Source organism: Streptomyces sp. NPDC001204 (assembly GCF_053598035.1).
Map to the genome: position 1 here is coordinate 1 of NZ_JBSFJL010000068.1, position 8443 is coordinate 8443.

The window sequence follows — 8443 nt, forward strand, 5'->3', positions numbered from 1 at the left end:
TCCATGGACGCCCCCGGAAAGCGTCCGTGGACGCGGTCCGGACAGCGTCCGTAGCGGGGGTCTACCAGTACATCCCTACCTCCGGTAGGGACCCCCTCCCCGACCACAACATGGCTGGCCGTTCACCTCAGCTGCAGAAGCGCGCGGGCGAGGCCGTGAAAGACGAGTCATCGACGGGTGAGGCAGGCAGGCCGGGCGCGCCCCTCGCCGCCGTCCGCACCGAACCCCTCGCCCGCTGCACCGACCCCGACTGCGGGATCCCCCTGCCCTACGGAGCGGCCGGCCTCTGCGCTGGCTGCGCCGACTACCTCGCCACGACCGAGAGGCACACGGCATGAACCAGCAACGGCTCTACGAACTGACGATGCGCACCATCGGTGCCGCCATGGAGGGCGACTCGCACCACGCCACCGTGGCCATGCTGACGATCGGGCAGGAGGGTGACCAGGCCGACGTCTACGGCGCCTGCTGCGCCTTCGCAGAAGTGGGCACGGCTGCGCTCAAGAAGATCTACGGGGACCGGTCTCCGGACCCCAGCCGCGGCGACATGTGGGCCATGCAGATCCTGGACCAGAGCAAGGCCGACCCGGCCGGGGTGTTCGCCAGCCGGTTCCTCGTCGCCTACGCGAACGACGACAGGCCCCAGACGGTCGCCTTGTTCCGGGCCGCGCTGGCCTCCAGCGACGACGACTACGTGTCGTCGGTCGCCCAGCTGCTCGCCACCGCGGTGGGCCTGTCCCGGACCGCCCTCGACGACAAGCCGAGCCGATGACCACGCTCCTGGTCTTCGACGCGATCGACACCGCTGGCACCATGCTCGACGCCCTCGGCATCTGGATCCTGGTCGGCGCCGCCATCTTCACCGCGGCCCTGGCCGTGCTGGTCGTCGGCGTGGCCGGCGCCGTCCGTGGCCTCGCCGCCCTGCTTCACCTCGGCAGGGAGGCGTGACCCATGACGAAGCATCAGGGCGCCCCGATGCCCGCGACATTGCGCCACGGCTTCCGCGCCCGCGCCCACCCCGCCCGGTCCGTCCCCTGCCCGCACGAGAACTGCGGGGCCCGCGCCCACCAGTCGTGCATCGTCCGCGTCAACGGCCGCGTGCTGCCGAAGCCGCACCCCTCACGCATCAGCCTCTGGGCGGTGACCGTCGCCCCCTGCCCCGAGTGCGTCGTGCTGCAGGGCACGCCGTGCCACGACAACGGCCGGCCGCTGGCCGACGCCCACGACCGCCGCATCCAGGAAGCGAAGGTGACCCTCGCATGAACGCCCGCACCGATACGCCTGACGTGATCACCCATGGAGACGACGGTCAATCCGTCACCCGCATCGTCAGGCTCAAGCGCGCTTGCAACGGGTGCGGTCACCTCCTCGGCGATGTCGACGGCCGCGACGTCGACGCGCGCGGTGAGCTCACCGACGTCCGCGGCGAGTGCGGACACTGCCGCCCTCTGGTCGAGGCCGAGGCCGCTGGCGCACGCACCTGGCACGTCACCCGCCGCACCATCAGCAGCGTCGACCACGACGTCGACCGGCTCGGTGTCTACGCCAAGGGCTACTGGCAGGAAGTCGACGGCAAGCTCACCGTCGTCGGTCTCCGAGTCGGTACCGGCAACAGCCGCGTCGTCGCGCACTTCGGGGACTGGCTCATCCGCCAGCCCGACGGACGGTTCGCGATCCACAAGGCGCCGGGTGGTGAAGCATGAACGCCCTTGAGCGCCTGCTCCTCGAGGAAGTACCCGTCCGGCCCGAGCGTCCCGGCGGTGCGCACAGCCTGTGGACAACGCAGGAGCAGGACCGGCACTGGGCCGACCTCGCCAACGCGGTCGGTCGGCCCGACGAGAAGCGGCCGCAGCGTACCGAGGCAGCAGCGTGACGGGCGGGGACGCTGCGACCAGCGAGGCCATCCCGTGCATGGCGTGCGGCCGTCTCCTGTCCGACGAGGAGTCGAAGCGGCTCCGCCTCGGACCGCGCTGCCGCAGGCGCCTGGTCGGCCTCCTGGCGCCTCGCCCCCGCCGCCGCCTCCAGTACCCGCCGAACCACCCACGCGCGACACCGCCGCCCGCGGCCCCCGGTCCCGTCGCCCTCGAACTCTGGGACGACGACGAGGACGACGACCAGGCCGACGAGTTCGGCAGCTACAAGATCCGAGACGTACCCCTGACCGGGAGCTACCTGTGAACTGCGGCCTCTGCGACGCGCCCACCACCGGCCGCCACCTCTGCGAGTGGGACACCCGGTCCCTCGCCAAGCGGCTCGCCGACCTGCCCACCCTGTACGCGGAGGTCGGCGAGTGCCTGGTGCCCCGCCGCTCCGGCTGGGGGGAGATCGTCGCCACCCGCGGGGCGGCCGGTCCCCAGTCCCCGCTCGACGAAGACGTGCTCGACACCGTCACCTGGAACCGCGCGGCCGAGGTGGTGCACCTGTGGCGAGTCGACGTCCAGCGCGAGCGGTGGCCGCACCACGCGCCGCCCCCGCCCGCCCAGCTGGAGGCCGACGCCCGATGGCTCGGCATGGAACTGGACTGGATCGTCACCCACTACGGGGCGGTCGGCGAGCTGGCACGCGAGGTGCGCACCCTGGAGAACCAGGCCCGCAACGTCGTCGGCGACCCGCCCCCACGGCCGAAGGAGATCGGCCGGTGCATCGCTGTCGTCGATGACGAGGGCACCGTGTGCGGGGCGGAGATCATGCACGTGGCCGGGCAGTCGCGTCTCTCCTGCCGCAGGTGCAGCACCGGCTACCGGACCGAGCAGGATCTCCTGCTGCTCCTGCACTACCAGCCGAAGGCGCCCGCGCCTACTCCGGCCGGGCCGGCCGCCGGGGAAGCTCATCCGTCTCGTGCGTGAGCCACCGGAGGAACGCGACCAGGTGCCCGTTCATGTCCGAATGCACCTCGGCGACCGCGTCCTTGGCCCGCTCGTACAGGTCGGGGTCCGGGCGGAATGTCTTCGCGGGGTTCTTGTGCACGGAGGGCATGGACGAATCCTCGCATGGTGTATTGCCACCCGTCTACGGGTGTGCGTAGAGTGGTGGCTAGCCACCTAGACCAGCAGAAACTAGACGGCCCTACCGAGGTGTGTCACCACCAAGGCAGGGCCTGACCGAACCCCTTGAGCAAGCAAGGAGCACGGCTGACATGGATCTTCCCATGCCTGCTGCCCACCACGGCAGCACCCCGCCCCGGCGCCTCATCGCCGCCGGATTCATCCGCCGCCTGCCCGGCCGCGTACTCACCCTCCGCGCCACACAGGCCGGCGTCACCGGCACCATCACCAAGACCGCCCGCATCGCCGAGCTGCACCAGCTCTGCGCCCAGGACTACGCCAGAGCCGCGCACCGCCGGACCACGCCCGGCCAGCTGCTCGCCGCCGAACCGTCCGGCCGCCGCTGCCCCGCCACCTTCCCCACCGACCCGACCCCCTGCCGAGGCCCGGTCGCCGTCACCGTCCTCGACAAGGACAACCACGGCGCGGACGGCTGCGAGTACCACGCGGGCATCCTCCTCGCCTCCCTCGACGGAGGCCGCACCTACGCTCTGCCCGACGCCCCCGCTGGCGCCGCCCTCCGCGTCTTCAAGGCCGCCGGCGGTGCCCGATGAAGCACACCGCCCGCACCTGCAAGGCCTGCGCCCTGCTCCGCCACCCCCTCTACGCCGCCCAGGGCCGCGCCCTCACCAAGCACCTCGCCGCCAACCCCTTCCCCACGCAGGACCCCAACGCGGCGCGGGGTGAGGGCAAGTGAGCCGCATCCGCCGCGCCCGCGCGTGGCTGGTCCGCCCCTTCCGGCGGACCGCCCCGCCCACCGGCGCCCGCACGGCCGCCCCGTTCTGGGTCCGCGGCCTCACCGCCGGCGGACGCCCCGTCGTCCTCGGCGTCGCCCTCCTCATGTGCGCGCCCGGTGAGTACCACCTCGCCGAGACCGCCGGATGGGAGGACCCGTTCACGTTCGGTATGCCGATCGTGCTGTCCGCCTACGCGGGCATCGCCGCCGCTGTCGCCTCCACCCGCCGCACCGGTGACCGGGGACGCTGGTCCGCGATCATCGGGGCGTGCCTCGCCCTCGGCCTCGCCATGGCCGCCCAGGTCGTGTCGCACCTCATCACCACCGGGCACGTCATCGCCGACCAGCCCGCCCTGATCGCGGTCACCAGCCTCGTCCCGCCCGCCGTCGTCGGTCACCTGCTGCACCTCGCGGCCAGCCCGCCGGACGCACACCAGGACGCCCTGGCCGCCGAGGACGCGCCCGCGTCCCCGACCGTCCTCGCCGTCCCGCCCACCGTCGAGGTGGTCCCGCCCGGCGTCCGCCCACTGCCCCTCGTCGCCCGCCCCGTACCGACAGTGACCCTCGAACGCCAGGACGCGCAGGACGCCGACAGGACGCGGGAACTGGAGCCCGGGACGGGTCAGGACGCCGAGGACGGACCGGACCCCGAACCGCCCCTCATGACGTCCGCGCAGGTCGCCCAGCGGTACGGCATCGACCCTTCCACGGTCCGCTCCTGGGTCGCCTCGGGACGCCTCACCGTCCACTCCAAGGACGCACGGGGACGCAACCTGTTCCACCCGGAGACCATGCTCCAGCGGCAGGAGGCGACCGCATGATGCGCATCCTGTTCGGCATCGTCCTGGCGCTCCTCGTCATCTGGCCGCCGCTCTTCGGCATCGTCCTGTTCGGCGCCACCGCGGTCGCCTCGCAGCCCCCCGTCCTCGCGTTCGCCGCCGGCGTCGTCGCCTGGCCCCACCTCGTCCGCCGCGTCCGGAGGTGGCTCCGATGAACGAGCCCGTCTTCCGACAGCAGATCGGCTACGACCTCGCGGGCAATCCGATGTACGCCCCGCCCGTCCAGTACGGTCCCGCCCCGCTGGAGCAGCAGGCCGCACGCCCGCTCCAGCCGATCAAGGCCCACCCGTGGGGCGCGTACATCGCGGGCGGATGCCTCGGCGTCCTGGCCCTCACGATCGTCACCGTCGCCATCGCCTTCGTCGTCTTCGGGTTCGCGATCCTCGCGGCCGTGCTCGCCCTCGCCGTCGTCGCCCTCACCGTCTGCCTGCTCGTCCTGCGCTCGATGTACCGCGACTACCAGAAGGGCCGTTGACCATGACCGCCTCGTACACCCCCGCCGAACGACGCCGGAAGATCTGGCTCGTCGCAAAGGCCGCGAAGCAGTCCCTCGCAGGGGACCGCAACCAGGACACCATCGACGACCGGCTGAAGCGCGAGGTCGAGCGCATTGACGAGCGTGCCGAGGAGCGAGGACGCGCCGAGGTCGCCGAGCTGGAGCGCCGCCTCACCGAGAGCCGCCGGGCCGCCGCGAGCGCCAAGGTCACCATGCGCACCAGCAGCGGCAAGGAACGGGCAGACGCCCGACGACTCATGAACGACCACGAGCAGGCCGGCCGCCGCCTCGAACGCGAGCTGCGCCGACTCCGATAGCTGCGCCCCGGGGACGGCGTCCTACCGCCAAGCAGCCGCCGTCCCCGGGCGTCCCACACCTCACCGAGAGGCAGGACCCGAACAGCATGACCGAGAACGTGATCCAGCTCCACAAGGACGCCCCCCAGGACGCGCAGGACGCGTACCGCTTCACCGAGGACGCCCGAGACACCCTGACCGAGACGGTCATCGACGTCGTCCAGGACGCCGTCCTGCGTCCCGTCGACCCGCCCGCCGAGCAGGCCGCCGCCGGCACGTGGGTCGCCGAACGGCAGGCGTACCTCGCCGACGCCCCGCCCGTCGTCCCGACCTTCCTGCGCAACGCCGCCGAGTTCGTCAACGCCGCCCGCTGGACCGCGTCCTACTACGGCCACGTCACCGCCTTCCACGCCATCCGCCTGCCCGTCTACGCCCTGCGCCTGCTCACCCGCGCACCCCGCGGCCTCGCGCGCATGGTCCTGCGCTGGGGTCGCTGGGTCGCCGACACCGAGGCCCGCCCCGTCGAGGCCCGCGCCGCCGCGAACGCCGACATCGACGCCTGGCTCACGCTGTCCCGTGAGCACTCCCGCCGCGTCCGCCCGCGCCGCGTCGCCTCCATCGCCGTCGCCACCACGACCGGCATCACCTCCCTCGTCGGCTGCTTCCTGGCGCCCGGCTGGACCCTCACCGCGACACTCGCCGCCGCCACCCTCGTCGGCCTGAACGGCAAGAAGAGCGACGGGAAGCCGCTGGTCACCCGCTACGTGGCCACCAACATCCTGCGCCGCCTCGACTCCACCGAGGTCCTCGACGCTCTCGCCGCCATCGGCATCGAGGGCAAGAAGGGCAAGAAGGGCGCCGAGTTCGCCTCCGAGGTCATGCGCGACGGTCCGGGCTGGCGCGCCGAGGTCGACCTCCCGCCCGGTGTCGAGGCCACCGCCGTCCTGGAGAAGCGCGCCGCGCTCGCCGCGGCCATGCGCCGCCCCATCAGCACCGTGTGGCCATCCGTCGACCGCACCGCGCACCCCGGCCGCCTGGTCCTGTGGGTCGCCCAGCGCGACCCGGCGAAGGCCGGCCGCAAGCTGTGGCCGCTCATGAAGCAGGGCACCGCCGACGTGTACGAGCCGCTGCCCTACGGCTTCGACCCGCGCGGCAACCTCATCGAGATCACCCTCATGTACTCGAACCTGCTGGTCGGAGGCATCCCCGGCTCGGGCAAGACGTCCTGCGCGCTCGCCATCGTCCTCGGCGTCGCCCTTGACCCCACCGCCGAGCTGTGGATCTACGAACTCAAGGGCTCCGGCGACCTCGACGCGGTCAAGCCCGTCTGCCACCGCTACGTGTCCGGCGACGACGACCCGGACCTTGAGGCCGCCCTCGCCGGCATGCGCTCCGGCCTCGCCGAGTACCAGCGGCGCGCCAAGTTCATCAAGGGCCTTCCCGCCTCCGAGGTCCCCGACGGCCGCCGCGTCACCCGCAAGCTCGCCGAGCGCTACCCGGAGCAGCAGCTCGGGCCCCGCGTCATCGTCATCGACGAGGTGCAGGAGCTGTTCACGCACGCCGAGTACAAGGACGAGGCCGCCGCGCTGGCCACCCGCCTCATCAAGAAGGGCCGCGCCTACGGGATCATCCTCATCCTGCTCACCCAGAACCCCGACGCACCGTCCCTGCCGTCCTCCGTGTCCAGCAGCGTCGGTACCCGCCTATGCCTCGCCGTCATGGACTGGCGCGCCAACAACAACGTGCTCGGCACCGGCGCCTACGACCGCGGGCTCCGCGCCACCGACATCAGCATCGACGAGCAGGGCACCGGCATCCTCGCCCGCGGCCGCGAAGGCTTCACCGTCCGGGCCGCGTTCATCAAGCAGACCGAGGCCGACGACATCGGCAAGCGCGCCCTCGCGCTCCGCACGGCCGCCGGCACCCTCACCGGACAGGCGGTCGGCGCCCGGGTCGAGGAGCAGGACGTGGAGACCGTCCTCGACCACCTGCGCGCCATCTGGCCGGACGGAGTCGAGACGGTCCACTCCCACCGGCTCGTCGAGGCCCTCGCCGCGTACCGGTCCGACCTGTACCGCCCGTGGACCGACATGGACGCAGCCGGGGCATCCACGGCGCTGAGCGCGGCCCTGAAGCCGTTCAAGGTGTCCACCCGGCAGCTCACCATCCGCGAGTGCTGCGGCGGCGCCAAGGGCCTTCGGTACGCCGATCTGCCCGCCCCCGAAGACGGCGAGTAGGGCCGCTGAACCGGTTTCGGATCATGCCCGTGGTTTCACCTTGATCCGAAACCGGTTTCGCCCCCGATATCGGCCCCCACCTGGGGAGTTTCGAGTTTCGGGCCCCGCCGCGCGAGGCACGAACGGGCCCGGAAACGGGCTCGTGGGCATGCCTGGCAGCCGACACCGCCGGGATGCGCACCGGCGCCTCGCGGGCGAGGCTGGCCTCATGCCCGTACCCGTGATCGTCTACCCGCCCGACGAGCAAGGTGGCCGACGCGTGCGCGCCGACGGGACGATCCTCGGCCTCGCCTACTCCGTGCGCGACGTCGCCGCGTTCCTCCAGACCGCCGGCCTCCAGGACGCCGACGAGATGACCGTGGTGCGCGCGGACTGGATCGAGTGGCGCGGCGGCGGCCCCGAAGACTGGACGCACTGACCGGCCGCCGTGCCGCACCATAAGGCCATGGAGTCGCAGATGATCCGGCCTGGCCACCTCACCGCCCACCAGGCCGCCCGCGTCCTCGGCATCGGCCTGCCAGCCGTCCGCAAGCTCGTCCAGCGCGGCCAGCTCACCCGCAGCGGCGGCAGCCCCCGACAGCCCTGGTACGCCGCCACCGACGTCGCCGAACTCGTCGCCCAACGCGCCACACCCAACATCGCTTGACCCGCAGGTCAACGCAGTGTCACGATCTGCGTGTACAACCATGCCCGCACACGGGCACCAACAGACGCACACGAAGCCCCGGGAGCCCCGAGCCCCCGGGGCTTCGTCGTGCACACTCCGCCGCCCGGCGAAGGAGCCGGGGAGGCTCC

17 protein-coding genes are annotated in these 8443 nt (G+C 72.4%); 16 read left to right on the forward strand and 1 reads right to left on the reverse strand.

What is annotated here, in order from left to right; genetic code table 11:
- Nucleotides 1–334 precede the first annotated feature (334 nt).
- The 7 genes from ACWC91_RS40970 to ACWC91_RS41000 are packed head-to-tail and all read left to right on the forward strand — an operon-like array spanning nt 335 to nt 2846.
- Nucleotides 335–772, forward strand: coding sequence for a hypothetical protein (locus tag ACWC91_RS40970; RefSeq protein WP_450726320.1), 438 nt, complete (start codon nt 335–337; stop codon nt 770–772).
- Nucleotides 769–948: a hypothetical protein gene (locus tag ACWC91_RS40975; protein WP_450726322.1), complete on the forward strand. Its 180-nt coding sequence runs from the start codon at nt 769–771 to the stop codon at nt 946–948. The genes ACWC91_RS40970 and ACWC91_RS40975 overlap by 4 nt, the downstream gene beginning before the upstream one ends.
- Nucleotides 949–951: 3 nt before the next feature.
- Nucleotides 952–1263, forward strand: coding sequence for a zinc finger domain-containing protein (locus ACWC91_RS40980; protein ID WP_450726324.1), 312 nt, complete (start codon nt 952–954; stop codon nt 1261–1263).
- The gene (locus tag ACWC91_RS40985) at nt 1260–1703 is read left to right on the forward strand and encodes a hypothetical protein (RefSeq protein ID WP_450726326.1); all 444 of its coding nucleotides are present in this window, start codon (nt 1260–1262) and stop codon (nt 1701–1703) included. The genes ACWC91_RS40980 and ACWC91_RS40985 overlap by 4 nt, the downstream gene beginning before the upstream one ends.
- A complete protein-coding gene (locus ACWC91_RS40990) occupies nt 1700–1873 on the forward strand; it encodes a hypothetical protein (RefSeq protein ID WP_450726328.1) in 174 nt (57 codons plus the stop codon). The genes ACWC91_RS40985 and ACWC91_RS40990 overlap by 4 nt, the downstream gene beginning before the upstream one ends.
- A gap of 38 nt (nt 1874–1911) precedes the next feature.
- Complete coding sequence (locus ACWC91_RS40995) at nt 1912–2178, forward strand: DUF6011 domain-containing protein (protein WP_450726330.1); 267 nt, start codon at nt 1912–1914, stop codon at nt 2176–2178.
- Nucleotides 2175–2846 carry a hypothetical protein gene (locus ACWC91_RS41000; protein ID WP_450726332.1) on the forward strand — a complete coding sequence of 224 codons (672 nt, stop codon included), beginning with the start codon at nt 2175–2177 and terminating at the stop codon, nt 2844–2846. Before ACWC91_RS40995 ends, ACWC91_RS41000 begins: the two co-directional genes overlap by 4 nt.
- Here the strand turns inward: ACWC91_RS41000 and ACWC91_RS41005 are convergent.
- Complete coding sequence (locus tag ACWC91_RS41005) at nt 2797–2976, reverse strand: hypothetical protein (RefSeq protein ID WP_450726334.1); 180 nt, start codon at nt 2974–2976, stop codon at nt 2797–2799. The two genes, ACWC91_RS41000 and ACWC91_RS41005, sit on opposite strands and share 50 nt — an antisense overlap.
- Before the next feature lie 160 nt (nt 2977–3136).
- Here ACWC91_RS41005 and ACWC91_RS41010 point away from each other — a divergent pair, with 160 nt between their 5' ends.
- The 9 genes from ACWC91_RS41010 to ACWC91_RS41050 all read left to right on the forward strand — a co-directional run bounded on the left by ACWC91_RS41010 (nt 3137) and on the right by ACWC91_RS41050 (nt 8294).
- A complete protein-coding gene (locus ACWC91_RS41010) occupies nt 3137–3598 on the forward strand; it encodes a hypothetical protein (RefSeq protein WP_450726336.1) in 462 nt (153 codons plus the stop codon).
- On the forward strand, nt 3595–3741 hold the full coding sequence (locus ACWC91_RS41015) for a hypothetical protein (RefSeq protein ID WP_450726338.1): 147 nt from the start codon (nt 3595–3597) through the stop codon (nt 3739–3741). The genes ACWC91_RS41010 and ACWC91_RS41015 overlap by 4 nt, the downstream gene beginning before the upstream one ends.
- Nucleotides 3738–4601 carry a hypothetical protein gene (locus ACWC91_RS41020; protein ID WP_450726340.1) on the forward strand — a complete coding sequence of 288 codons (864 nt, stop codon included), beginning with the start codon at nt 3738–3740 and terminating at the stop codon, nt 4599–4601. Before ACWC91_RS41015 ends, ACWC91_RS41020 begins: the two co-directional genes overlap by 4 nt.
- Nucleotides 4598–4774, forward strand: a complete 177-nt coding sequence (locus tag ACWC91_RS41025) for a hypothetical protein (RefSeq protein WP_450726342.1) — start codon at nt 4598–4600, stop codon at nt 4772–4774. Before ACWC91_RS41020 ends, ACWC91_RS41025 begins: the two co-directional genes overlap by 4 nt.
- A complete protein-coding gene (locus tag ACWC91_RS41030) occupies nt 4771–5094 on the forward strand; it encodes a hypothetical protein (protein ID WP_450726344.1) in 324 nt (107 codons plus the stop codon). The genes ACWC91_RS41025 and ACWC91_RS41030 overlap by 4 nt, the downstream gene beginning before the upstream one ends.
- Nucleotides 5095–5096: 2 nt before the next feature.
- Complete coding sequence (locus ACWC91_RS41035) at nt 5097–5432, forward strand: hypothetical protein (RefSeq protein WP_450726346.1); 336 nt, start codon at nt 5097–5099, stop codon at nt 5430–5432.
- Nucleotides 5433–5518: 86 nt separating this feature from the next.
- Nucleotides 5519–7648 carry an FtsK/SpoIIIE domain-containing protein gene (locus tag ACWC91_RS41040; protein ID WP_450726348.1) on the forward strand — a complete coding sequence of 710 codons (2130 nt, stop codon included), beginning with the start codon at nt 5519–5521 and terminating at the stop codon, nt 7646–7648.
- A 208-nt stretch (nt 7649–7856) separates the two neighbouring features.
- Entirely contained in the window at nt 7857–8066 is a 210-nt protein-coding gene (locus ACWC91_RS41045; protein ID WP_450726350.1) for a hypothetical protein, read from the forward strand.
- Nucleotides 8067–8093: 27 nt separating this feature from the next.
- On the forward strand, nt 8094–8294 hold the full coding sequence (locus ACWC91_RS41050; protein WP_450726352.1) for a hypothetical protein: 201 nt from the start codon (nt 8094–8096) through the stop codon (nt 8292–8294).
- The last annotated feature ends 149 nt before the right edge of the window (nt 8295–8443 follow it).

What these genes read in the sequence shown, in the direction of transcription:
- ACWC91_RS40970 (WP_450726320.1), top strand. Translation starts at nt 335, where the DNA reads ATGAACCAGCAACGGCTCTACGAACTGACGATGCGCACCATCGGTGCC.
- ACWC91_RS40975 (WP_450726322.1), top strand. Translation starts at nt 769, where the DNA reads ATGACCACGCTCCTGGTCTTCGACGCGATCGACACCGCTGGCACCATG.
- ACWC91_RS40980 (WP_450726324.1), top strand. Translation starts at nt 952, where the DNA reads ATGACGAAGCATCAGGGCGCCCCGATGCCCGCGACATTGCGCCACGGC.
- ACWC91_RS40985 (WP_450726326.1), top strand. Translation starts at nt 1,260, where the DNA reads ATGAACGCCCGCACCGATACGCCTGACGTGATCACCCATGGAGACGAC.
- ACWC91_RS40990 (WP_450726328.1), top strand. Translation starts at nt 1,700, where the DNA reads ATGAACGCCCTTGAGCGCCTGCTCCTCGAGGAAGTACCCGTCCGGCCC.
- ACWC91_RS40995 (WP_450726330.1), top strand. Translation starts at nt 1,912, where the DNA reads ATGGCGTGCGGCCGTCTCCTGTCCGACGAGGAGTCGAAGCGGCTCCGC.
- ACWC91_RS41005 (WP_450726334.1), bottom strand. Translation starts at nt 2,976, where the DNA reads ATGCCCTCCGTGCACAAGAACCCCGCGAAGACATTCCGCCCGGACCCC.
- ACWC91_RS41010 (WP_450726336.1), top strand. Translation starts at nt 3,137, where the DNA reads ATGGATCTTCCCATGCCTGCTGCCCACCACGGCAGCACCCCGCCCCGG.
- ACWC91_RS41015 (WP_450726338.1), top strand. Translation starts at nt 3,595, where the DNA reads ATGAAGCACACCGCCCGCACCTGCAAGGCCTGCGCCCTGCTCCGCCAC.
- ACWC91_RS41025 (WP_450726342.1), top strand. Translation starts at nt 4,598, where the DNA reads ATGATGCGCATCCTGTTCGGCATCGTCCTGGCGCTCCTCGTCATCTGG.
- ACWC91_RS41030 (WP_450726344.1), top strand. Translation starts at nt 4,771, where the DNA reads ATGAACGAGCCCGTCTTCCGACAGCAGATCGGCTACGACCTCGCGGGC.
- ACWC91_RS41035 (WP_450726346.1), top strand. Translation starts at nt 5,097, where the DNA reads ATGACCGCCTCGTACACCCCCGCCGAACGACGCCGGAAGATCTGGCTC.
- ACWC91_RS41040 (WP_450726348.1), top strand. Translation starts at nt 5,519, where the DNA reads ATGACCGAGAACGTGATCCAGCTCCACAAGGACGCCCCCCAGGACGCG.
- ACWC91_RS41045 (WP_450726350.1), top strand. Translation starts at nt 7,857, where the DNA reads ATGCCCGTACCCGTGATCGTCTACCCGCCCGACGAGCAAGGTGGCCGA.
- ACWC91_RS41050 (WP_450726352.1), top strand. Translation starts at nt 8,094, where the DNA reads ATGGAGTCGCAGATGATCCGGCCTGGCCACCTCACCGCCCACCAGGCC.